We start from the raw sequence: 24382 nt of genomic DNA on the forward strand, positions 1-24382 counted from the left end.
CTCTCCTTACCTTGCCCGGGTCTGCCAGGCCTGGATTTCCTCGGCCTGGGGCGGCGCCATGTCTGGCCACGGCACGCCTTCGGTCAGGTACAGCGGATCATCGGGCAGACGCTGCAAGCGCTTGCTGAAGATATGCCGGGTGGCGTATTTGACCGACACCGCCTGCGGGGCAACCTGCAAGAACTGCTGCGGCTGACGCCCGGCCACCAGCCACTCGACCATGGCTGACGGCGCATCGAGGCGCTCGTACAGCTGGGGGTAGCGGGCCACCAGACGGGTCTGGGCGGTCGGGTCGCTGACCTCTTCGATGCGCAGCCAGCCGGCTTCGGTGCGCACGATGCCGATGGCGATACAGTCAGCGGGCGTCTGCTGGTCGGTGCCCAGGGCATTCAGGCACTGCAGCAGGTCCTGGTAATAGCGCTCGACCGGCGGCCGGTTCTGCTTGCCCTTGACCTGCTCGACGGTCAAGCTGCCGTCGGCCTGGACGATCAGGCTGATGGTGATGTGTGGCTGGCCCTGGCCGTCGCGAAAGCTGAACACGCGCATGCGCCGCTGCTCCACCGCTTCGGCATAACGCTCGCCGTAGCCGCCGGTCAGGGCGCGGCGATCGGCGAACTGGCCCAGGCAGTGGCGCATCACATAGCTTTCAAAGGCCATTTCAGCGCGCAGCAAGGCACTGTCGGGGCGCAGCTCCTGCAAGACGTGCTCAGTGGTGGTCACCAATGTGGCCAAGGCCTCGGGCCGGCTTTGGCGCCAGCCCTGCTCGACCCGCGCGGCCATCTGCGCGTGTTCCTTGTCCCACAGCGCCAGCGCCTGCGGGCAGTTGATGCGATCGAGCTTGCCGGCCAGCGCAGTGCCCTGACGCGAGGTCAGAAACTCCACCAGCAAGGCCTCCTGCGCCAGCAGTGGCGCCTGCTGCGGATCCACCCAGACCAGGGGCGCGAGCGCCTGCTGCGAGCCTTTACCGGCGTCGCTCAAATGCCTGCTCACCCATGGCGGCGGTTCGCCTCCCAGCACCTCGACAGCCTGCTCCAGGGTCAGGATCCGTCGCGCCGGCTCGAAGTTGCCGACCAGATGACGGTAGAAATGGTTGAGCAACCATCTGCCCACCTCCGGCGCATCACCACGGGCTTTGCTGCGTTCGGCAATGCCGCGCTTGAGTTGATCGGCATTGAGTGCGTTGCGCGGGGCGTAACCGGACTGTCGCAGCTCCGGTGTCACTTCCATATCTGCCACCAGGCCTTGCCTGCCGGCTTTTCCGGTGCCTGCAGCTCGGCGATGCTCTGGCGGAAGAGCTCATTGTTGCCCTGGTCGACGGCGTTGTCCGGATCACTGCGCAGGATCGAGCGCTGGTAGTAGGCTATGGCCTCCTCCTTGCGCCCCAGGCCCTTGAGCACATCGCCGGCGCAGCCCAGCAGCGAGCTCTCGTCGCGTTCGTTGATCTGCGGCGCATATCGCAGCCACAGGCTGGTGGCCGCCTCCGGCAGGCTGTAGGACAGGTACATGGCCACTTTCATCCGCGCGAACAGCGGCGAGTACTCCAGGTCCTTGTCGCTGATTTCGCGCTCTTCCTGCCACTTGAGGATGCGCTCCAGCCAGATCAGGATTTCGCGTTCGCGGTCGAGGCGGTACAGGGCGCGGCTGACTTCCAGCAGGTACTCTTCCGGGTCGTGGCGGCTGTAGCCATAGTCGGCTGCGTAGTGCCAGAGCTGTTCGGCGGCTTCGGCGATGCCCGCGTCATCCCCCAGCTCAATGCGGTTTTGCAGGGTGCCATGATAGTGCTCGGCGAACGGACTGGCGGCAATGCCACGGGCATGCAGCTCCAGGGCCTGCTCATACATGCGCTGGTCGTTGTAGCAGCGGTAGTTGATCGCCAGGTTGTTGCAGAGCATCGAGTACATGTGCGCACAGGCATCGTAACGATGCCCGCGACCGGTGGCGAAGCATTGCTCCATGCGAGCCTGGCCGTGTTCGTAGGCCAGCTTTTGTACTTCGCGCAACAACGACCAGGCCTGATCTGCCTCCTCGCTCGAGAGCTTCTCGACTTCCACCTCGACCAGGTCGTCGATGTTGCAAGCGAAACTGTAATAGTTCATGCCACCGGCCATTGTCGGCAGCGGTTGGCGCAAGGCATCGACAATGCCGAACACACTGGCATGAGCGCTGAACAGGCTGTAGGCGCTGCGGTGGTCTTGCATATTGCCGGCCGAAACGGCCTCGCGCAGCATCGTAAGTTCAGTGTTGGCGTCAATGCGCCCGGCCTGGCGTTCACGCACTGCCAGCAGGCGGTTGATCCAAGGGTGGTTCGGCGCGCGGCGGCGGGCTTCTTCCAGGGCCAGAGCGAAAACGTTGTCGAGCTGCTCAAGGTCATCGCGGGCAGCATGCAGCACATCGAGCAACGGGCCCAGGGACGGCGTCGACTCGTCGCGCCATGGCAGCCCGGAAACAAACCGCTCCAACACCTTTTGATCATCACAGGCGCGCATCACGCACAACGGCCACCACGCCGACTGGTCCTCGGCATCGAGCAGGCGATCGTGTACCCAGTAGGCAGTGCCCGGCCACATCTGGCTGCGAACTCCATAGATTTCCATGAATGCACGCTGCCCGGCGTCGTCGATCTGACCGTTTTCAAGCAACCAGGGCAAGTGGAATTCGACAAAGTTGTCACTGCCGCTGGAGTCCAGTTCCAGGGTCGCCACCTCACAGATTTTCAAGGCGCCGGGCAGGTCGCCCTGGGCCTTCAATGAGCGTGCAGCCAGGCGCGCCAGGCGCACTTCCCACTCCCGGCGCTGGGGCAACGACAGCTCGGCGATCAACTGCACTACAGGTTGCTCGAACATCGCCAGGCGCAACGGCACGATTTCGATCAGCGCATCGCCCAGCCACAGCCAGTCGTTGCCGTCGACATCCTGACCTTCGCCAGCGGTACGCAACGCGGTAATTGCCGCCAGCGCCGCTTCGCGAGCCTCTTCGTCACGCTCGTGGGCAGCCAGCACCCGCGCCCGGCGCCGCTGCTGGTCGGCATCGTCCCAGGCCCGCAGGGCATGGCGGCCGGGGTTGATCAACGCCAGGGTGTGACGCACCTCGATGGCCTTGAGGGCGACGTCGAGGGTGGTGTGCTGCAGATCGTCGAAAATGCGGTAGCGCCGGTACTGTTCGATATCGAACGCCAGCGCCTCGTTGCTCAGTTGCTGCAGGGCGTCGAGGGCCTGCAGCAGGCCTTGCTCGTCTTTGAGGTAGTTGCACAGGCGCAGCTGGTAGATCAGCAGGTTGACCTTGAGTTCGTTGCGCGCCTCTTCTGGCGTCGCCTCGATCAGCGCCTGGCCGTCGTCGGCGAGTACCGCCTTGGCCGCGTCAGCGTCACCGGCGTTGACCCACAGCACGTGCAGACGGTCGATCGATTCCAGCGAGGCAGCCTTGAGCGGCTGGACGCGCAGCTGGCCCAGCAGGTAATCGGCACCGTGTTCCTGATGCTCGACCTCAAGACGGTCCATGAATTGATCCAGCTGAATGCCGGACAGCACGGTGCTGTTTTGCGTCATCGTGAACTCCATTTGCGAATGACTTGTGCATCGCCCGGTGCCCCGTACTGGCTCTTCAAGGAGACGACGGGTACCCGCATACGGCTGCACTCAACAGGCAACGATAGCGAAAGGGATCGGGCGATACAGCGGGGGTGCTGCACGCTACCAGTTGGCGTTTGAAAAACCAAGAGCGTGCAGGTGATAGAAGGCTCAGGGCGTGGTCAGGGTAATCAGGAAGGTGCCGGAAGTGACAGGCTTACCGGAGGCATCCACCAGGGCGTACTGCTGATGGTAATAACGATCCGTCTTGCCGCTGTCGGCCATCAGCTTGACGTTGACCGGAGCGTGATCGGGGGCACTGACCGACGCTTGCGGCTCGACCCTGTGCAAATCGATCCGGGTGCCCCGCACCTGCGTCGGGCAGTCATTGAGGTTCAAGGCGCCTGCCTGGGCTGAAGCCGTGCAAGGCGACTCGACGACACTACCGGTGAAATTGATCACCCCCTGGGCGATCGGTGTCTCAGCCACGCAGGCCCCGCTTGCGCCCAACAACAACCCTGCAGCGATAGCAACATACTTGCGATTCATGCTGACACTCCGGCGATAGCGGTTAGTACCTCGAGTATCGGCCAGGCGCGGAAAAATCTAAGGATTGTCTGATAGACAAAGGTGCGCTTTGCCAAGCGCGTCGCAGAACGGTGTAAACAAGCGCCCACTGGTTCGTCAATCAGCCTCCCGAAGCCTATGGTTAAACGTTGGTGGGTGGTTGAGACGCTCAATCAGCGGAAACGAAAAAGCCCCCGGACCTTTCGGTCAGGGGGCTTTCTCTTGTATGGCGGAGAGATAGGGATTTGAACCCTAGGTACTGTTGCCAGTACAACGGATTTCGAATCCGTTTTCGCGCTCAACAGATTCAATAACAAAAGTAAAAAATCCTTAAATTTCAGCAATTTGCCAAATCATACTAAAACATCATTCCACATCATTCGGGGGATCAATTCCCCCAAAATTCCCCCACGCACTACGAGCGGAACGCCATGCTGCTAGTCACCGAGGCATGCTCAGATCTCCTCCGCAGCTGAAAGGAAGCCGAAAAAATCAACAGAGCGGCACGACGTGAGTAAACGCTAGTAAAAATCGACCGCTCAAAGAGTTCCAAGGGCGCGCTCCAACTCGGTTATGGCGAATTCCACCTCATTCACCGCCTTGCTGAGCTCCTCCGGCGAAGCTTGCGGATCCGCACATACAACCTCCATGCGCCGGCAAGATTCGACCAATTGCTCTCCCTTCACCACACGCGCTGCACCTTTAATTCTGTGAGCCAGCTCCCCTAACTTATCAGTCTCACCGTTCTGGAGTAGAACCCTCAGTGACTGACAATCTCTGCGATTATTATTGATCAGCTCGCCGAGTATCTCGCGGAATTTCACCGGGTCGCTGTTGATGAGCAACTCCAAAGGCCCCAGATCAACCAGCAGTTGCGAGTCTGGCGCCATCAGTGGCAATGCGGTCTCAGGATACTCGCCTTCTATTTCCCGATCCTTGTGTAGCGCCAACAACCTTGCGTCCAGTTCGTCGAGACCGATTGGCTTGATCAGGCAATCATTCATGCCCGCTTTAATACACTGCTCTAATTCTTCCGGCTGTGCGTCGGCAGTAAGTCCAATAATCACCGTGGGCTCAAGCCCTTGCTCCTGTTCGACTTTGCGAATTGCTCGTGTGAGGTCAGCACCATTCATGACCGGCATGTGGCAATCGGTAATGACAACATCGAAGGGCTGCTTGCCCCAGCAGTCGAAGGCACACTGACCGTCTTCTGCCTCATAGACATCGTGCCCCAAAAATTCTAGTTGTTGGTGTAAGACTTGGCGGTTGACCTGGTGATCATCCACAACCAGAACTTGCAAACAGTAACGTTGATGAGTCAATGGTAAGGCAGGCAATTGCGTGATACTGATGCGCTCTAATACCTGAAAGCGCAGCTCTACTTCTATCATCGTTCCACGACCTAACTCACTGCTCATAGTTACACGGCCGCCCATCATTTCGCACAGCGAACGACAGATCACTAGCCCCAGTCCCGTACCTTCGGTCTGTTGCACATTGCGTTGCGCCTGGACGAAAGGTCTGAACAAGCGCTGCTGGTCAGTAGGGCTTATGCCAACGCCGGTGTCTTCCACGCGGAGGTGAATATTGAGCAGGCTGGCATCGACCAAAAACCCGGAAATACTGATCTTGATCGAGCCTTCTTCGGTGAACTTGATGGCATTGCTGATCAAGTTAGAGAGGATTTGCTTGAAGCGCAGGGCATCGACCAGCACATCACAGTTGATGCTCGAATCGATGTCGAGGATAAGGGTCAGGCGCTTTTGCCTAGCTAGCCCCTCGAACACTCTGGCCACCGACTCGATCAGTTCGCGCAAGTTGGCACGCTTGGGCGACAGACTAAGTCGTCCGGATTCGATGCGTGCGATGTCGAGGATATCGCCGATCAACTCCAGCAGGCTTTTTGCCGAAGTATGGGCTATTTCAATACTGGCGCGGTCGATCGGCTGGCTTTCGGCGCGCTTAAGCGCCAGTTCAAGGATGCCGATTACGGCGTTCATCGGCGTGCGGATTTCGTGGCTCATGGTCGCCAGAAAGCTGGTCTTGGCACGGCTGGCGTCATCCGCGTGGACCTTCGCTTCTCGCAACTGCTCCACCAACTGACGGTGCTCGGTGATATCCAACCAGCCACAGATAACCCCCTTTATGTCACCTTTGGAGTCCTGGAACGGTTGCACCCAGTGGTTGATCCACGCCTCCCTGCCCTGGAGCTGAATGGCATGCACCGACTCGATCGTCTGGCCGTCGCGCATCGCCTTAAAGTAGATGCGATGAAAGTCCGGGAGGCTCTCGAAGTTTTCCTTGGGTAGCTGGCGCACGGTTTTGTTCAGCACCTGCTGGGCACTTAAGCCGACACTTTTCAGGTAACTGCGATTGCACGAAAGCATGCGCCCCTTGAGATCACGCACGTACAGCGGCGGCGGCATGCAATCAGTCAGCGTTTCGACAAACTGCAGTTGATCGTTGAGCATTCGCTCTGCCCTCACCCGGGCCTTGATCTGGCGACGCAAATAGACCACCCAGACCAGCGATAACAACAGCAACAACGCCGCACCCGCGATGATGTTGATGATCACCCGTTGGTAGTCGACCCAGGTCTGGCCGCTCATCCCTGGTGGTGAACGCCAGCGGTTGGAAATCGCATTGATCTCATCCGGAGCAATGCTTTGCATGACCTTGTTGATAATCGATTGAAGTTCAACATCACTTCGACGCATCGCAAAGTTGAGCGTGGCCGGCCCAACATCAAGCATCTGGTTGATCACCAATTTGTCGCGAAATAAGCGCTCCATGTAATAACGCGCTGCGGGCAACGCCACGATGGCGGCATCGGCCTTGCCTTTAAAGAGCATGTTCATTGTATCCAACGTGGTGCCAGCGTCGATTATCACTGCGTCGGGGTAGCGCTTGCGTAGTTGCTGTGAGCTCACGTGCCCAGTAGGAATCGCCACGCGCTTATCGGCCAGATTTTGTAGCTTGCCTTGCTGCTCTTTGCTGCTAAGCAACACAAAAGGGCTGGCATCCAGTGGTCTGGAAAAGCGCAAGTACGCTTCACGCTCGGGACTAGCGGTCATCAAGGCCAGATCAGCCTCGTTATCTTTCAGTGCTTCGGTCATCTGCGGATAGCCGCCGCGGCGCAAAACGACCTCAAAATTCAGGCCAGTACTTAGTGTTATCACTTCGAGCAGGTCAGCGAACCCACCGGAAAAGACGCCGTTCGAGTCGAAGTAGGCACCCGGTGCCATGTCGTCATTAATCACCAATCGCGCTACCGGGTTACGCTTGATCCAGCGTAACTGCTCTAAGGTGAGGTCTAAGGGTTCTTCACCTGGAATGAAGCTGTTGCCGACCCACCGCTTGGCCAGGTTGTGCAACGTATCGTCGCCGATGGCCTCGATGGCGACGTTGATGAGCCGCTGTAAGCGTGAGTTATCCGTGCGCAAGGCAAAACCGTAGCCGCCTACCGGTAGGTCGCTGAAACGCTCAAAGCGCAAATAACCATAGTACGAGTTGTTGATTCGGTAGTAGGCGCTGTACAGATCGTCTAGGTAAACGTCAGCTTGGCCAAAGGCGGCAGCGGCAATCGCCTCGTCATGCTCGGCAAACACCCGCAAATCAGCCCGCGGATAGCGTTGCTTGAGCTCGGCGCTGTGTTCATCGGTGATCGCTACGCGCAAGCCGGCAAGATCAACGGGAGAATGCCGGGGTTCGGCACTGCGTTTGAACACCGCCAGCCTATCCTGGGCGTAGGGAATGCTCAGTAGCAGGTCCGGGCGTGGCCCAGTGCTGCCGTGAATACTGACCACATCAACGCTTCCGACCTGTAATGCCTTGCGCGCATCCTGCTCATTGGCGAAGACCACGACCTTCACCTGCAATCCCAATAGCTGCGCGATGAGAGCAGTTGCATCGGCACTGATGCCCTCATACAGGTTGTCTTGGGCGTTGATCGAAAACGGCGCGGACGCGGATGCCGACACGCCGACCTTGAGCTCGGACTTGTGCCGCAGCCACTGCCAGTCTTCGCTTGAAACCGCCATATCGGGACGATCAATACGCAACTGGCTGGACAGCACCTGTGGGGCTGGAGGCAACGATGTAGCCATCACCGGGGTGCACCCCAAAAACAGCCCGACGGACAGAAAGAAAAGACGTAGATACATGCGAGATAGAAGACCGAAAGTGCCTGAAGTACGGGAATCCGTTGGCTGACGGCTATTCATTCAAGAACCCAGCATGATGCTGGCGCCCCGTCATGGCTGTGGCAATAATAGTTCAAAGTCGTCTCTGTCGTTCAATCTTCAACGGTCCCAACCCGCTTGAACGCTACAAAAGGCAATGAAATGAGCTTCCGGCATGGGGCGTGCAAAAAGAAAGCCCTGGGCAAGGGTGCCACCTAGCTCAATGAGACGTAGCTGTTGCTCGGTGGTCTCTACACCTTCGATGACCAGCGAGACCCCCAACGCTCTGGCTAAAGCAACAGTACAACTAATGATTGCGGCACATTTGGGCTGGCTTTGCATCTTGCGCGTAAACGTCCGATCGAGCTTGATCTGGCTAAACGGAAGCTCGCTGAGCCGGTCCAGTGAAGAATAACCAGCGCCAAAATCATCCATGGCCAGGCCGCAGCCAAGCATGCGTAGCCGCACTAGGTTCTCCAGGCTACTGGCCGGTGCACTAACGACACCGACTTCAGTGATTTCGAACATCACGCTGCCCGCTGGAACCTGAAATCGCTTGAGCAGAACGGCAATGCGCTCCGCCAGCTCGGCGCAGGCTAGTTGTGCGGCGTGCAGGTTGAACGCCAGGTTGATCATCCGTCCTTGTGTTGCCAGCCTTTGCTGCAGGGCCAGGCCCTGCTCAAAAAGCTGCCAGAACATCCTATCGACCAAATTGTGTTCTTCCATGACTGGCAAAAAATGCGCCGGAGATAACACGCCCCACTGCGGATGCGTCCAGCGCGCCAAAACTTCTGCTCCGGCCAGCAATTGCCCCTCGAGGGTAACCTTGGGTTGGTAATAGGCTTCGAATTCGCCATTATCTAGACCGCGTTGCAAGTCGCTCAAGGTCGGTAACTCTGCAGGTGACAACAGCCTCGGAACGGTACTGCAGCACTCCCGGTAACGTTTGACCAGTAAATTAAATCCATCAAGCTTGAACGGCTTGCCCAGGTCACCCAAAAAAGTTAGGCCCAGACAGCGAATCATCGCGACCGTGGTCTGACGTAGCAGCGGATCCAGCTCGCTGCACAACACCACAGCACCGACTTTGCCGCTGCTGCTAGCATGACGCAGGAATGCCAAGCCATCCATACCGGCCATTTTCAGGTCACAGAGGACTATGTCCACGGCGTCACAAGTGTCGAGGACAGCGATGGCTTCTTCTCCGTCAGCCGCTTGCAAAATGGGTCCCGGCAGCACCTTTTCCAACGCGGTCACGGTGACAAGGCGCTGAAAGGGCTCATCCTCCAGCACCAGAACAGTCAAATTTTGCATTGCAGATCTACACGCACGCGATTAAAGGACGAACAGTCTGCAAGGAGAGCTTCCTGCATCTCCATGAGAGATTTCCCATGTGCACTGGGAAATTTCCTAAGGCTGACACTACCCTGTACGTACAGCTCTGCTGGCAATAGCCAATGGTGTTAACCTTGTACCGCCAAGGCTATACCACTCCGTAACAAACGCTTTTCAAGGTAGAAATCACACTATGCACAGCGTTCTGATAGTTGACGATCATCCAGTCATTCGTCTGGCCGTCCGGGTACTGCTGGAAAAGCACGGTATGCGTGTGGTGGGCGAAGCAGACAATGGTATCGACGCTGTTCAGCTCGTGAGAGACCTGACACCACAAGTGGTTGTCCTCGACATTGGTATTCCAAAGCTGGATGGCTATACCGTTATTTCTAGAATCAAGGCCCTAAATGTGCGCAGCGCGATTCTGATATTGACCTCTCAACCCGCTGACTCTGTGTGCCGACGTTGCATCCAGCTGGGTGCTCGCGGCTTCGTCAATAAAGAAGAAGACTTGGGCAGCCTGATCACCGCGATCAAAGCCGTAGATGCCGGCTATACCTTCTTCCCATCTCTGACCTTTGACAGCGTCAATGCAGCGGAGCAACTTACTGAGCTCGAACAAATTCAGTCCCTGACAGATCGTGAAGTGACGGTATTGCAGTACTTGGCTCAGGGGTACTCCAATAAGCAGATTGGTGAGATGCTCTTTCTCAGCAATAAAACTGTTAGCACCTATAAAACCCGTTTACTACAAAAGCTGGGGGCTGCCTCGCTGGTCGATCTAGCTGAATTCGCCAAACGCAATGCTTTGATTCCCTAGCCGTCAGCCGCAGGCCTGTAGGAAATTTCCCAGGCCTGCATCGGCAACGTCCTACTCACTTCTCCCCCAGTCATTCCTAAAATTACTCCAGCTCAAGGGTGCAGAGATACCCCGGCGTAAAGAGAGTTCAATTGAGTCCCCTTCAAGGACATCAACATCAATTTAGGAGTATAAAATGAAAGTTAGTACGTTGGCCGGCGCGATAATGGCAATCACCTTGGCAGCCACCTCTGCTGTCAGTGTTGCTAAAGATCAGGGCCACGGGGTGATTACCTTCAAGGGTGCGATTATCGATTCGCCGTGCTCGATCTCTCAAGAGTCGCAGTACCAGACTGTCGACATGGATCAAATCTCCAACGTCTCCCTGAAAAACGGTGGTAAATCCAACCCAACCGCTTTCAAAATCGAACTGCGTGGCTGTGATCTGGGCGCTCTGAAGTCCGCGACAGCCACATTCACCGGTTCACCCTCGTCGAACCCTGACCTGCTGGCGCTTAAAGGTACTGCCCAAGGTGCAAGCCTGGCCATTGCCGATCACACCGGCGCGCTGATCAAACTCGGCAGTACTTCGCCTGCGCAGTCGCTGTCCAATGGCGACACCTACCTGCAGTTCAATGCTTATCTGCAGGGCGACATGGTTGCTCCGGAAGGCGGCGGTGAAGCAGCCGCGGCCGAAATCGTACCGGGCAACTTCGAAACTTTCGCTAATTTCACCCTCGCTTATCAGTAACGGATCACGTCACTGAGACGCCCCGTAGTTCGCACTTGCTGCGTACTGCGGGGAAACTTGCGGAGGTGTAGATGAGTCGCTCAACCGCATTGTTACTGCCCCTGGCGCTTTGCACCTTAAGCGTGCCTTTCTGTTTTGCTGAGCCTGTGGTTACCACCGCGCTCAAGGGACGAGTGCAAATGACCGGGAGCATTGTCGATAGCGCCTGCACCATCCGTGTGGGTAATGACAGCCAGACGATTGCGTTTAAGCCTACAGCGCTCAACGGTTTAGTTAATGGAGACACTTCTTCTAAACAGCCACTTAACATTTATATAAATGATTGTATTGAATACCGCACGAACGACGACACAGAACCTTCGCAGCGCTTCAAGCTGACATTTGAAGGTGCATCCGAAGGCAAATATTTCAGCATCCAAGGTGCCGCACAGGGTATTGCCTTGCAAATAAAAGACTCTCAAGGACAGTTAATTTCACCCGGCATGTTACTTCAGCTCAACAGCGCGTCTGCCGACATGCTGACGCTTAACTACTCACTGTCACTCGTCGGCAGTGGGCATGCACTGGAAGCGGGCGACTATCACGCCACTATCAAGCTGAGTATTCAGCACTTCTGAACTGCCGTCACTCAGTGTGCAGTTTCGCTCAAGGATTTAGTCACGTGGATCTCCGTAAGGCATTGGCTACTACGGCGTTGTGTTGTATCGCGACGTGGGTAAGTGGCGCCGAAGAATTCCAATTCAACACCGATGTACTGGACCTCAAGGATCGCGAGAACCTTGATCTTGGGGTGTTTGCGTCGGCTAACTTCATCATGCCCGGCCAGTACAGCCTGACGGTCCATGTGAACCGCGATGCGTTGACAGAACTCCCGATCGATTATTTCCCCGCCGAGGACGATCCGAAAAGCAGCGTTGCCTGTCTTTCCCCGGTACTGGTCAATGAACTGGGTCTGAAAGAACACGTCCTCAAGTCCCTGACTTGGTGGCATGACGGCGCCTGTCTGGACCTCATTAGCGTTCCTGGCATGCAGGCACGTGGCAACCTGGGCACTTCGGCGCTTTACGTGAGTATCCCCCAGGATCAGCTGGAGTACACCGCGGCAAACTGGGATCCGCCTTCACGCTGGGACGAAGGCATTGCCGGCGTGCTGTTCGATTACAACCTCAATGCCCAGACTACCGAACGCAAGCAGGGTAAAGGTCGCACCGATAACCTCAGCGGCAACGGTACCGCCGGCATCAACCTGGGTGCCTGGCGCTTTCGCGGCGACTGGCAAAGCCAGCTGCAACGCAGTGCCGACCAGCCTTCACAACAGCAATTTGCCTGGAGCCGCTTTTACGCTTTGCGCGCTGTGCCGTCGCTGCGCTCGAACCTGATCGTCGGTGAAGACTACCTGGACTCGAACCTGTTCGGCAGTTTCCGCTATACCGGGGGCAACCTGAGCAGTAACGACAACATGCTGCCACCCAACCTCAGGGGGTATGCCCCGGAGGTCAGCGGTGTGGCCCGCACCAACGCACGCGTGGTGATTCGCCAGCAAGGCCGGGTGCTCTACGACACCCAGGTACCCCCCGGCGCTTTTCGTATCCAGGACCTCAACGATGCAGTCTCTGGCCAACTTGACGTGCGCGTCGAAGAGCAGGACGGCAGCATCCAGGAGTTCCAGATAGACACCGCCAGCATCCCCTACCTGACCCGTCCGGGTACGGTGCGCTACAAGCTAGCTGCCGGCAAACCCTCCGACTGGGAGCATCAGCTTGATGGCCCGGCCTTCGCCACTGGTGAGTTTTCCTGGGGTGTCAGTAATGGCTGGTCGCTGTATGGCGGTGGCCTCGGCGCCAAGGACTACGGTTCCTTGGCTGTGGGCGTAGGACGCGACCTGATGGCGTTCGGTGCGCTGTCGGTCGACGTCACCCAATCGCGCGCGACGTTGCCGGAGCGCGACACATTGAGCGGCAAGTCCTACCGCGCCAGTTACTCCAAACGCTTCGATGAGTACGACAGCCAGGTCACCTTCGCCGGCTACCGATTCTCCGAGGAGAACTACATGAGCATGAACGAATTCATCGAAGCTCGGCGAGGTGGCCAGCCACTAAACCAGAGCAAGGAGATGTATACCGCTACATTGAGCAAACAGTTTCGCGACTCCGCGCTCAGCGTGTACTTGAACTACAACCACCAGACCTACTGGAACAGCCAGGCGAGCGATCGCTACAGCCTGTCGTTGTCGCGTTACTTCGATGTTGGAGGATTGAAAAACCTTAGCCTGTCGCTGACCGCCTACCAGAACAAGGCCAACGGCACCTCCGACGACGGTGCCTACCTGTCGGTCAGCATTCCGTGGGGCAGCACAGGCTCATTCAGCTACAGCTCATCGGTCAACCAAGGTGAAAGCAGCCATAGCCTGAGTTACTACGACCGTATCGATGAGCGTAACAACTACATGCTCAGCGCCGGCAAGGCCGCAAGCGGTGAAACGGCCAGCGGCTTCCTCTCCCATGATGGTGACCAGGCCCAGGTAACGGCCAGCGCCAGCTACCAGGCCGGTGAGTACACCTCGGCTAGCCTGTCTCTGCAAGGCGGCGCAACCTTGACCGGTCAAGGCGCGGCCCTGCACCGCAGCGGCGTCATGGGCGGCACTCGCCTGCTTGTCGATACCCAGGGCGTCGCCGATGTACCGGTTCGCGGCAACGGCGGAGTCACCCGTACCAACCGGTTCGGTAAGGCGGTGGTAGCCGATGTCAATAGCTATTATCGCAACCAGGCCAGCATCGTGCTGGACAGCTTGGCCGAAGACGTCGAAGCCACCCAGTCAGTCACCCAGGCGACCCTGACCGAGGGGGCCATTGGCTATCGCCGTTTCGACGTTATCGCCGGCCACAAGTCCATGGTCATCATTCGCATGGCCAACCACCGCGCTCCGCCCTTTGGCGCGACAGCCCAGAACAGCCGCGGCCAGGAAACCGGCATTGTCGGTGAAGAAGGATCGACTTACCTGAGCGGCATGAAGCCTGGCGAAACGATGTCGCTGCATTGGGATGGCAGCGCACGATGCACCTTCACCCTGCCCGACCGGGTGACATCGTTTGAGCGACAACTGGAGCTGCTTTGTCAGCCCGTCAGCGAGGCGGATAACTCCGCCGCTTAATCTATTCAACAGGTACCTTTATGAATACCAGCTTCAAGCGTAACACCCTGCCCCTGCTCGCCTTGATCGGCGTGTGCAGCGCACAAACCTGCCTGGCCGCCGTGTCGCTGGACCGCACCCGGGTGATTTTCTCCGGCAGCGAGAAATCGGTCAGCCTCAGCGTCAGCAACCAGAATACACAACTGCCCTATTTGGCCCAGGCGTGGATTGAAAATGAACAGTCCGAGAAGATCACCAGCCCCCTGGTGGTGCTGCCACCGATCCAGCGCTTGGAAGCCGGCGCCAACAGTCAAGTGAAAATTCAGGGCTTGCCTGAACTGGGCCTGCTGGCCCAGGACCGCGAATCACTGTTCTACTTCAACCTTCGCGAAATTCCGCCGCGCAGTGATAAACCCAACACCTTGCAGATCGCGCTGCAAACGCGCGTGAAGCTTTTCTATCGACCTGCGGCTATTGCCCCAAAAGCCGGTCTCAATGAAGCCCCCTGGCAGGAAAAGCTAACCCTTACCCGCCAGAACGACCGCTATGTAGTTAACAACCCGACGCCCTACTACATCACCGTGATCGATGCCACGCCCGACCTCAAAACCGCCAGCGCAACGGACTTCAAGCCCTTGATGATCGCCCCCAGAGGTCAGCTCGATCTGGGTGTCAGCAGCAAGGTTCTGGGCGACAAACCTGTACTGACCTACGTAAATGACTACGGTGGCCGCCCGCAACTGCAGTTCAGCTGTACCGCAGGCACCTGCACCGCCAGCCCCGTCACCAGCAAACACTGACACCAAGCCATGACCTGTTCAAGTGAGGGCAAACCATGATGCCTGTAACCCGTAACCGCCTAGTAGCCTTGCTCTGCAGTGCCAGTGTTTCGAGCTGGTCTCACGCCGCTGGCATCCTTGCACAGACGGCCGAATTCCAGGTGACCGGAACCTTGCTTGAAAGCGCCTGTTACCTGGACCCGAGCTCCGCCTATCAGACCTTGGCGCTGGGCGACCTGAGCACTGCACGCCTGTCACGCATTGGCGATCAGGGCACGCCTGTGGCCTTGCACCTCAAGTTGCAAGGCTGTGTGCGCAGCGATGGCGGTCGACGTGATGATCAGCAAGGCACTCTGGTTTGGAGCGCGATCGAGCCGGTGGCTACGCTGGCCTTCAACGCGGTGGCTGATGCCGATACCCCCGAATTGATCAAGGTGGTTGGCGCCGAGGGTTTCGGGCTGCGTGTGCTCGATACCCAGGGCAGCGACGTGCGCTTGGGCCGCAATGCGCCGGCCTGGTTCGTCTCGCCAGGAGAAAGTCAGCTGACGTATTACATCCGTCCTGAGCGCACCGCAGCCACTTTGCGCCCAGGTGCCTTTCACGCTAGCCTAAATGTGTACCTGACGTATGATTGAGTTTCCCGCGTTGAATGTCGGGAGCACTGCACTTCTCATCGCTCTAATTAGTTGTGCATCCACTTCCCCCGCTGCCGAACAAACACTAAAAATTCAAGGTTTTGTATACGCCGCAATTCCTTGTGTAATTAACAAAAACGAGCCTATTACTCAGTCTTTTGGCGATGTGCAGACCGCCAGAATAAATGAAAACTACAAGACCATTACCTTGGATTACTCCCTAGACTGCACACGTTCATTGACAAACGATCTACGTTTGCAGGTGCGCGGTAGCTTCGCTGATTTCGACTACTCGCTTCTGAGAGTCCCGAACCACGAAAACCTCGGCATTGCCATAAAAAAAGACGGTGAACAACTTGCGGTCAACACATGGTCTAACTTCGACGCTCGCAAGCAACCATTATTACAAGCGGTGCTGGTCAAGCGTCAGAATAGCGAGATCAAGGCTGGTCCGTTTAGAGCAGGCGCAACCTTAGTGGTCGACTATCAATGAAGACGTTATATTGCATGTTATGGACACTATTGTTCGCAGCCTTAAGCTTACCGAGCCTGGGCGAGGAAAATCTACAATTTACTGGAAATCTACTGGCGCCTCCCGCCTGCATTATTAGCAATAATGGTGGCCGTATAGACGTGCGGTTCGAGCGCAATATCGCCGTCAATCGCATTGATGGCGAGCTATATCGCCAGGCTATCGCTTACCAGATCGAATGTCCGAATGCGGATGGCACTGGTATTGCCTGGCACATGCGCCTGACCCTAAAAGGAGCTTATGCGGACTTCGACCCTACAGTCCTGAAGACCTCGGTGGAACATTTAGGCATCAAAGTACTGCTCGGTGGCACTGTGCTGATACCTAACGAATCCCGAGAGATCGATGTCAGCACATCGACACCACCGCAACTCGAAGCCGTACCGGTGAAGCTGGCCGCTGCTCAGTTGCCCAGCACTGACTTTACCGCTTCAGCGCTTTTGATGGCCGAACTATATTAGGGGTATCTATGGGTAAGTGCGCAACAACCTTAAGTGCCTGGGTAGTCGTAAGCCTGTGGCTGCCTGCAGTACAGGCGACACCGGATAACCTGTACTTTTCTGGCACGCTGGTAAATGAACCTTGCGTGCTCGCGGAAAATGACAAACAGATTCTGCTGGACTTCAGCACCGTAATCGACAAGGAACTTTACCTGTATGGCAGAACTAAGGGCTTCCCGATTGATCTGCACCTGATGAATTGTGACCCGGATGTCGGCAAGCGCATGGTCAGCATCACGTTCAACGGCAATGAAAGCAACGAACCTACCGGGCTGCTGGTGCTTCAAGGCGCCACAGTACAAGGTCTGCTGGTCGGGCTAGAAACTAAAAGTGGCACTGCCCTGCCGTTGAACAAAACCCACCGCATGGGGGAGCTTGCTAAAGGTGACAATCTTCTCAGCTTCAATGCGTACCTGCAAGGCGAGCCCAAGGCACTTACCGATCACGCCCTAGGGCTAGGTGATTTTGAAGCGTCACTTACTTTCTCCCTAAGTTACGAGTAAACATCATGAAAAAATCATCTGCAACTACGCCGCAAATAATAATAGCATCGATACTATTATGTGGCTCAGTGCTAGAAGCACAGGCCTACAGTATCACCACAACACAAAGCTACGTAGAGCCTGGCGGAGTGCGCTATTATTTCGTAGTAAGCGGGTGGACCACTAGCGATAACAGCCCAAGCCCTTGCGCAAGGGACGATCCAGCGTTCAACGAATGCGCGCTTTACCTAGTTGCAATACAGCCATATACGATGAGGTCTGTAGGAGAGTATAACTCTTGGTCCGTACCTACTCGCCCGGGCTCGTCCACTTTGGGCCAATTACTCTCAGACCTTCAGATGAAAGGATTCAGAATTCCCCTTAACGGATCGATTCTAGTTCCTCATCAATATGCCAAAAATGATCTCTGCATAGGCTTTAAGTACTCTATAACTGGCCCCGCTACCGGAGGTGGCTTTGGTTTTTATGGGCCATGTCCCACAGTAGCCCCTGCAGCAGTTCAATGCGATATTTCGGGAAATATAACTATCGACCATAAAAGCCTTCCTGACAATAAATTAGACGGGGCAAAGGCTTCAACCCAGCTCAATTTGCAGTGCAAGGGCACGACCAGCGTGAGTGTCTCGGCCTCCAGAACAAATACATATGGCGTACGACTCAGAGACGACAACAGTCTGTACTCGAAGATTACGGTCAATGGCAGGGACGCCACGGCGGGCATCAATGTCCCGGTTAACAATAACGTGGTCAGCCCACTTAACATCACCTCGACCTTGGTCAGTCGCGGGACCGTCACCCCAGGTGCGTTCTCCGGCTCGACGGTGATTACGGTGTCACCACCTTAAGCCCGGCGTGAACGAAACATTTTGACAAGGAGTGCACTCAGCCGCCGCCAGCTTTCTGGGATTTTGCCGCGAGTGGCTTTCTGTCACGCTGATTAATATCTGTATCGATGGCCTGTCGAATAAGGGGCTCGCCAGCTCGATAATTCCCACCTGAGTCTTCTTCACGCTATTGCTCCGTAGGTTTGATCAGCGCAGTATAGGACGCCTCGCACGCCAGCCCGGCTATTCGGGCTCGGTCATAAGCTTTCGCCAGCTCTCCCGCTCGTGCATCAACCCGTGCGAGCAAGTCGGAGAGCACCATGGCGGCGCGGGTAGCTGCCTGGCTTCGAGCGGCAATGGCGGGATCCGGGGCGGGGCAACTGACGGTGGCGGCGAGCTTGCCGGCTTCGTCGAGCAGCCGCTTGCCAGCAGCATCAGCCCCAACAGCAGCCTCATCGGCATTCTTTCGTTGTTCTTGAGCATGGACCCTCACCTCCCCTTGTGCCATGTTGCGGCGCTGTTCTTCTTCCCTAGCGCTGCGCTCAACAAGCACCTCTGCCAGGCGATCACCACTATCCCGATTCGCTGAAGCCAGCGCAGCGCTAGCGCGCTCAACCGATCGGCCGTGCTCGTAGGCGCCCCAGAACGCCGAGGCCACCAGTGCCAGCGATACCGCCGCGCCGATCGTGCGCACGCTGATCATGCCAGCACCTTCAGCGCGCGGTCATGTAGGGCCTTTCGCTCAGCGGCACCGTGCGGCACGCGGCCAGGCTTGCCGGTGTTGATCACGCTGCCGATATCCTGAAAGCGCCCAGCGTCGGCCAGTTCGTTCAGGCCGTGGGTCGACCACCACCAGGCGGCGGACATGGCGGCGTGTTCGGGCTGCTCGAGCAGTTCGGGCTTCTCTTCCAGCGGCAGGGCCAGGCCGGCGCCAGCGCCGGCATAGTTCGCCCGCCCGGTGAGCTGGATCAGCCCGCGTCCACGGTACCGCCAGCCATCCCCCGGGCGGGTATTTCCCATGCGCCCGCTGTACACGATGTTGGCGATCTTCTCCGGCTGTCGCGCGCAGGCGGCCGCCGACTCCGGAGTGAACCGGCTGGGCCAGGTGCGCACTAACGCTTCGGCGCTGTAGTTCAGGTTCTCCACCAGGTTGCGCAACTGGCCGGACTCATGGCCGACCTGGGCCAAGAACGCAGCCCCGCGCACCGGGCTATCGATCTTGTAGCGGGCCATGGCCCGGTTCAGCGCAGGCAAAAAAATGCCCGCGACTGGGCGGGCGTTCGGGAAGATCTGCAGCAACTGCTGCATTGTAATTGGCATGGGCTTCAAACCTCGGATTACAGGAAAGAAAAAACCCCGACAGTGCGGGGCTTTATTGGTCTTGCTCAGCGGCCGGGGGTGGCGTCGCGGCGTCTTCCGGGCTTGCTGGCCAGTCGATCGACAAGGGGTAGCCTGGCTGTTTCTCCAAGCGGTTCAGCTCGATGCGGTAACGTTTCCAGGCCACCAGCATGGACTGTTCATGTTCTGTCGCCTCGCCAAGGTCGACTGCATCCTGCAGGGGAGCGATACGCATAGAGGCATTGGCCAGCCTCTCGTCACGAAGGGCCAGACCTTGGGTGCGGATGCTCTCGTTTTGCGCAACGCTATCAAGCACCCAGGCGTCGCCGTCCCAGTAGTGAAAGTTCCCCGGGCATTCCAGGCGGGTCAGTTCTGGCGGCAATGGACCCAACGCTTGGTGCTGCGTGGGCTCACCGGTCGCAACGTCATAGACAGTGCCCCGGTTGTCCTCGACCAAGACCCAGGCTTGGTGGGCTAGGTCGCGCACAACGGCATGGCCTGGCACGGGCTCCGGCGGCGAATCGGTATAGGCGTAGCCCGGAATCAACCAGTGTTCGGCATCGAGCGGGTCAGGGTCTGCCACCCCCTGGCCAATGTACTCCAGGGTTTGAGGGTGGGCGTTGTAGATAACAGGTGCGTTCATTTGAAGTCTCGTCAATATTTGATGCAAGCAAGCAGCGCAACGTTGCGCGGCCGCGATTCGGTGCCGCCCTCTGCGGAAACGGTGACTGGGTGGACGTGCTCACCAGCGACGCCGACAGTGCCGGTTACCGCGTGGGTATGTACGCCATCGAGCGCGCCAGTAATCAATGTGTTAACGCCCGTGCTGCCAGAGCTACGCCCTGCCAACACGGCCGGCGCACCGTCTGCCCAGCCCCCGTAAACCGTTTGTGCATGCGTATGGCCGCCCGAGGCGGTGGCAAGACCGCTAAAGGGGTGTGCGTGCCCACCAGCTGCACCCGTTGTAGCACCGTGGGTATGCCATGCGTTCTGAGAGCCCTGTACCGATCCAAGCGCACGGCCCGGGTCAACCCCACGACCTTCATCAAGGCAGCGGATAAACTCGCCGCGAAAATCTGGCACGTTGAAAGTAGTGGCGCCATCACCAACACCACCGAAGGTGCCGACTGCCGCGAACAACGCCGCGTAAGTGGTGCGACTGACTACCGCCCCGTTGGCCTTGAGGAATCCAGGCGGCGGATTAAAGCCGGGGAAGTACACAATGGTTCCAGGGGGCGTGCTGTTATCCAGTCGCGTCCAGTCTGTCCACACCTCCTGAAAGCAGCTACGCGCATAGACCGCACCGCCGCCGTTGTACTGAATGGCCAACTGAGCCCGGTTCGCTGTCGGGCTAATTGTTGCGTAGAACGTCGACGTGATGTGCCAGTAGAAAGCGGGATTAGGCGTGTTCGCATGGTTGGTAAGAATAACCGGGTCATTGGCCGAATTCGGATCACGATCCGGCGTGCCCCAGCACAAGCCCCGAGCTGATGCGAGATGATCGGCTAAGCCTGCAACGTCCCCAATCGCATGGCCATGCGATGTCGCTGCAGCGCCCAGGGTGCCCCGTGCTGTTGCAGTATCAGCGGCGCCGAGAAGCCCGCGCATCAGTGCCGACAGCGGCGCCATAGCGAACTGATCAACGCCGGTGCTGAAAATGATCTGATTTGCTGCAGTGCTCAGCGCTGCCAGAGACGACAGGGTGTTATCCAACGGCTGCTTACTCGCCAGCGCGTTGGTCATGGTCGCGGCAAAGTTCGGATCATTGCCCAGGGCGTTTGCCAGCTCGACCAGCGTGTCGAGCGCACCAGGTGCAGCGCCGATCACGCCATTTATCACCGCCTTCACCCAAGCGGTGTTAGCGATCTGGGCGTCATTCGCAGACAATGCCGCGCCCGGCGCCTTAGGAATGCCGGTAAAGCTCGGACTGTCGAGCGGCGCCTTTTTGGCCAGTGTAGCGTTGATCGTTTCCAGGTCCGCAATCGTCAGCGCCCGAGACCACTTCAGAGATTCAGCGCCGCTATTAGGGTTTGCGTACTCGCCAAACCAGACCCGGTGCCCATACTCGAAAACGATATAGCTGGTCATGTCCGCACGGGGGCTACAAGCAATAACGCCCATCAGCACCGCCCCCGACCCAGGCGGGCCGTTGGGCGTAGGGCTCTGTAATGCCGCACCATATGCCATGTAGAAGCCGCCAGGCACGATAGCCTTAAAATCAGCCAGTGCCGGTGCTCTCGTGGCGTCTAAGCCCACCTGGCCAATTTTCAGGGCATCGGTAATCCCCATGCCGGCTAGCGTGTCCGGGGCCGAAGCGCTCAACACACGGCCGTCAGCACCTACCTTGACCTTGGTGTACTCGCCTGCAGTTACACCAGTGCGCCCCAGGGCTGGGACGAAGTTCAGCGGCGTGCTGCCCAGCGTCGGCGGCACAAGGTTGGTCAACTGCCAGGAAGTGCCGCCATTGGCCGTGCCGCTCTGCACGGGCACCAGGTGACCCGGAATGCATTCAACGCTTTCGTTCGCGTCCTGAGCCCGCACCCAGGCGCCGGCAGCGGCGGTGTAAATCCAGTTTTGCGCCGCGTTGGCTTGGTTCTTCACCAGCACCCGGTCACCATCCAGCACACTCACACCATCAATGTTCTGCAGACCACTCAGGGCAATAGGCCCCGTAGTGGCACAGCGCACCGAGCGCTTGGCGTCGGTCGCGGTGATGGTCTGAATTGCCTTGAGCAACTGGCTCAAGTCGCCTTCGGTCGGCGTCATGCCGGCCGAGAGGATCACGTTCAGAATCTCTTCCGACACTGAGTTACCCCAGCTGGCCGGGATCAGCGAACCAATCTGGCCGAGGGTTGGGTTTTCGTCCACAAACTTGCCGTCCACCAGGCCAACGCCGGGCGTACTCTTGGGGTAGTCCATCAGGGTTTATCCGTATTGAATGAATTCGAGGGTGTGCGCCGGCGCCGAACGCCTGATCACACATTCCAGGGCGCCGCTTGGGTTCATCCCGAAGCGTTGCCCCCAGTAGCTCGCGCCAAAGCGGCGCCCGAGGCGCAGGCGCGGCCCGGTTTCTAGAGTCCACATAAACTGAGCGGTCCACGTCCCGAAGTGCGCGGCGCCAAAGCGTGACCGGCCAAAGCGTGGCGCGCGGTGCTCGACCACCCGGGCCTGCGTGTAACCCAGGCTGAAAGCCAGCTCGACAAAGTACGCCGGCGTCTGCCCGCCGACCTCGACCAGCCGGCGACGCACTGCCAGTTGCCGGTCATCGAAGGTCGGCGACTCGCCCAGGCACGGGTCGGGCAGTTTCATGACCCGTTCCCAGTCCGGTACCAGCTCGCGCACGGTGTCCGGCTCGCTCTCGGTCAGCAGGTCCGCCACCCGCAAATCCTCGCGGGCCAGCTCCTGGGCGGCGGCAGCCAACAACGCATCAACCTGCGGGTTAAGCTCACGGTCCCAGGCCGGACCCGGGGGCAGTAGCGCGCGCAATTGCCCGTGGTAGTCCTCTGCCGTCCTTACAGCCACAGCACACCCCCATAGGTCAGCAGCTCATGGGCGGCGGCCGATACGTTGCCCACCGGCGCGGTCAGGGTGTGGTCACGCTCGCCGGCAGCGCCGCTGATTGCCTCGCCGATATGCGTGGCCAGCAGCTCGGCGCCCAACTCCGACTCGCGGTTGTGCAGATCGATCAACGCCGCCTCGACCGCCCGCCGCACCGCGCTGCTGTCGGGGGTAACCTTGAGCTGGTACTGAACCGGCTTTTCCGCCGGCGGCAGCACGTACACTTCAGCCGTTACCGGCCGTTCTTTCTCAATGTAGGCCGCCACCTTCGCGCAGGCCTCGGCGTTGGGGATGATGTCGATATCGCCGTCACGCACAAAGAACACCCCCACCGTGCCCGGGCCCATCCAGCGCCGCACCACCCAGGCCCGCGTCACCCCGGCCACCTCAAGCGCCCAGGTGACGTAATCGTCCTTACTGCCGCCATGCGGGATCACCTGATAAGAGCGGATCACCCGGCCGCGCAATGTCTCGATACTCTCCTGCTCGGTACCGCCCTGCAGGCCGGGTTCCTCAACGGTAAAGACCTCATTGAGGCCGAGCACCGGGCTGATAAGCCGCAGCGTGGTACCGGCCGGGGTGTTGCCCAGCAGGCCGGCTTCCAGGGCTTCCAGCTTGGCCACGCCCTGGGCGGCGGTCAGCTTGACCGTGGCCACCACCCGAAAGCGTGCGCCGTCATCACGCTGCAGCAGCGTGCCGGCATCGAGCAGCGCCGAGACGGCACCGGTAAAGGTCGCGGTACCGCTGGCCGCTACTGCCGCCAGGCGGTCACGCTTGAGCCGCGCGCGGGCCATGCGGCGCAGTGTGTCTTCATCGGCCGTGTCGGGCAGGATCTGCGCGGCGATGTACTCCTGATGCCCATACCGGGCAAAGGAGGCGCCGCCCAGCACCCTGGCCAGCACCTCCGCGTCAGACCGTAGCAGCGCGCTAGAGCCCGCCAAGTCGGCCTGCGCCCGAGCGATCACCCCGGGTAACGTCGGGGTTTCAAACGGCATTGATCACCTGCCAGAGATTGTCGAGTTTCAGGTCTATGGCGGTGCCGTCCTTCATCGACAGCACCACCAGCATGTTCAGCCGGTCCACCCCGCGCGCGGTCGTTACGCTAACGCTGGTCACCCGCCCGTCCTCCAGCATCCAGGCCAGCGCCTCCCGGGCGAAGGCCACCGCGTCGCGCTCGGTGTCGGCGGTCAGCGTGCGCCGGCGCAGTTGCCACAGGCGCGACCCAATACGGTCATTGGCCAGGGTGGGGAAGCTGTCGCCCCACCAGCCATACCGCTGGCTGTCGTCCAAGCGGTCGTCAGCCTCGGCGCGGCGCCAGGTCAAAAGGCTGATCACCGCCGCCCGGCGCCAGGCGCTTTCGCACGCGTCATCATTGAGCAATGCC

Annotated in this window: 21 protein-coding genes and 1 tRNA gene; 9 read left to right on the forward strand and 13 right to left on the reverse strand. The window is 58.7% G+C overall.

Annotation, left to right across the window (positions count from 1 at the left end):
- Positions 1–6 precede the first annotated feature (6 nt).
- From JV241A_RS18095 to JV241A_RS18115, 6 genes are all read right to left on the reverse strand, one after another.
- Complete coding sequence (locus JV241A_RS18095) at positions 7–1227, reverse strand: hypothetical protein (protein ID WP_134063819.1); 1221 nt, start codon at positions 1225–1227, stop codon at positions 7–9.
- Positions 1218–3545 (reverse strand): hypothetical protein, encoded by a 2328-nt coding sequence (locus tag JV241A_RS18100; protein WP_134063821.1) that lies wholly within the window; start codon positions 3543–3545, stop codon positions 1218–1220. The genes JV241A_RS18095 and JV241A_RS18100 overlap by 10 nt, the downstream gene beginning before the upstream one ends.
- A 192-nt stretch (positions 3546–3737) precedes the next feature.
- Positions 3738–4115 carry a type 1 fimbrial protein gene (locus JV241A_RS18105; protein ID WP_134063823.1) on the reverse strand — a complete coding sequence of 126 codons (378 nt, stop codon included), beginning with the start codon at positions 4113–4115 and terminating at the stop codon, positions 3738–3740.
- 245 nt (positions 4116–4360) lie between these two features.
- A tRNA-OTHER gene (locus JV241A_RS27480) sits at positions 4361–4506 on the reverse strand.
- 166 nt (positions 4507–4672) lie between these two features.
- The gene (locus JV241A_RS18110; RefSeq protein WP_166675717.1) at positions 4673–8239 is read right to left on the reverse strand and encodes a transporter substrate-binding domain-containing protein; all 3567 of its coding nucleotides are present in this window, start codon (positions 8237–8239) and stop codon (positions 4673–4675) included.
- 195 nt (positions 8240–8434) lie between these two features.
- The gene (locus JV241A_RS18115; RefSeq protein WP_134063825.1) at positions 8435–9628 is read right to left on the reverse strand and encodes an EAL domain-containing response regulator; all 1194 of its coding nucleotides are present in this window, start codon (positions 9626–9628) and stop codon (positions 8435–8437) included.
- Positions 9629–9842: 214 nt separating this feature from the next.
- Between JV241A_RS18115 and JV241A_RS18120 the strand changes: the two genes are divergently transcribed.
- The 9 genes from JV241A_RS18120 to JV241A_RS18160 all read left to right on the forward strand — a co-directional run bounded on the left by JV241A_RS18120 (position 9843) and on the right by JV241A_RS18160 (position 17278).
- On the forward strand, positions 9843–10469 hold the full coding sequence (locus JV241A_RS18120; RefSeq protein WP_100783445.1) for a response regulator transcription factor: 627 nt from the start codon (positions 9843–9845) through the stop codon (positions 10467–10469).
- Positions 10470–10644: 175 nt separating this feature from the next.
- Positions 10645–11199 carry a fimbrial protein gene (locus JV241A_RS18125; RefSeq protein ID WP_134063827.1) on the forward strand — a complete coding sequence of 185 codons (555 nt, stop codon included), beginning with the start codon at positions 10645–10647 and terminating at the stop codon, positions 11197–11199.
- A gap of 71 nt (positions 11200–11270) precedes the next feature.
- Complete coding sequence (locus JV241A_RS18130; RefSeq protein WP_134063829.1) at positions 11271–11816, forward strand: fimbrial protein; 546 nt, start codon at positions 11271–11273, stop codon at positions 11814–11816.
- A 44-nt stretch (positions 11817–11860) separates the two neighbouring features.
- Positions 11861–14350, forward strand: a complete 2490-nt coding sequence (locus JV241A_RS18135; protein WP_134063831.1) for an outer membrane usher protein — start codon at positions 11861–11863, stop codon at positions 14348–14350.
- 20 nt (positions 14351–14370) lie between these two features.
- Positions 14371–15129: a fimbria/pilus periplasmic chaperone gene (locus JV241A_RS18140; RefSeq protein ID WP_134063833.1), complete on the forward strand. Its 759-nt coding sequence runs from the start codon at positions 14371–14373 to the stop codon at positions 15127–15129.
- 35 nt (positions 15130–15164) lie between these two features.
- Complete coding sequence (locus JV241A_RS18145) at positions 15165–15743, forward strand: fimbrial protein (protein WP_134063835.1); 579 nt, start codon at positions 15165–15167, stop codon at positions 15741–15743.
- Positions 15736–16236, forward strand: coding sequence for a fimbrial protein (locus tag JV241A_RS18150; RefSeq protein WP_134063837.1), 501 nt, complete (start codon positions 15736–15738; stop codon positions 16234–16236). The genes JV241A_RS18145 and JV241A_RS18150 overlap by 8 nt, the downstream gene beginning before the upstream one ends.
- Complete coding sequence (locus tag JV241A_RS18155) at positions 16233–16736, forward strand: fimbrial protein (protein ID WP_134063839.1); 504 nt, start codon at positions 16233–16235, stop codon at positions 16734–16736. The genes JV241A_RS18150 and JV241A_RS18155 overlap by 4 nt, the downstream gene beginning before the upstream one ends.
- An 8-nt stretch (positions 16737–16744) precedes the next feature.
- Complete coding sequence (locus JV241A_RS18160) at positions 16745–17278, forward strand: fimbrial protein (protein ID WP_134063841.1); 534 nt, start codon at positions 16745–16747, stop codon at positions 17276–17278.
- A 1011-nt stretch (positions 17279–18289) separates the two neighbouring features.
- Here the strand turns inward: JV241A_RS18160 and JV241A_RS18165 are convergent.
- From JV241A_RS18165 to JV241A_RS18195, 7 genes are read right to left on the reverse strand one after another with little or no spacing between them, the layout of a single operon-like run.
- Positions 18290–18805, reverse strand: coding sequence for a DUF2514 domain-containing protein (locus JV241A_RS18165; protein WP_134063843.1), 516 nt, complete (start codon positions 18803–18805; stop codon positions 18290–18292).
- Entirely contained in the window at positions 18802–19422 is a 621-nt protein-coding gene (locus JV241A_RS18170) for a glycoside hydrolase family 19 protein (RefSeq protein ID WP_134063845.1), read from the reverse strand. Before JV241A_RS18170 ends, JV241A_RS18165 begins: the two co-directional genes overlap by 4 nt.
- A gap of 52 nt (positions 19423–19474) precedes the next feature.
- Entirely contained in the window at positions 19475–20083 is a 609-nt protein-coding gene (locus JV241A_RS18175) for a tail fiber assembly protein (RefSeq protein ID WP_134063847.1), read from the reverse strand.
- 11 nt (positions 20084–20094) lie between these two features.
- Positions 20095–22359 carry a tail fiber protein gene (locus JV241A_RS27715; RefSeq protein ID WP_134063849.1) on the reverse strand — a complete coding sequence of 755 codons (2265 nt, stop codon included), beginning with the start codon at positions 22357–22359 and terminating at the stop codon, positions 20095–20097.
- A gap of 6 nt (positions 22360–22365) precedes the next feature.
- Positions 22366–22962, reverse strand: coding sequence for a putative phage tail protein (locus JV241A_RS18185; RefSeq protein WP_038995186.1), 597 nt, complete (start codon positions 22960–22962; stop codon positions 22366–22368).
- Positions 22953–23993, reverse strand: coding sequence for a baseplate J/gp47 family protein (locus JV241A_RS18190; protein WP_134063851.1), 1041 nt, complete (start codon positions 23991–23993; stop codon positions 22953–22955). The genes JV241A_RS18185 and JV241A_RS18190 overlap by 10 nt, the downstream gene beginning before the upstream one ends.
- On the reverse strand, positions 23983–24378 hold the full coding sequence (locus tag JV241A_RS18195; protein ID WP_177414895.1) for a phage GP46 family protein: 396 nt from the start codon (positions 24376–24378) through the stop codon (positions 23983–23985). Before JV241A_RS18195 ends, JV241A_RS18190 begins: the two co-directional genes overlap by 11 nt.
- Positions 24379–24382 lie beyond the last annotated feature (4 nt).

The organism is Pseudomonas sp. JV241A (assembly GCF_900275665.1).
Taxonomy (GTDB): Bacteria; Pseudomonadota; Gammaproteobacteria; order Pseudomonadales; family Pseudomonadaceae; genus Aquipseudomonas; species Aquipseudomonas wadenswilerensis.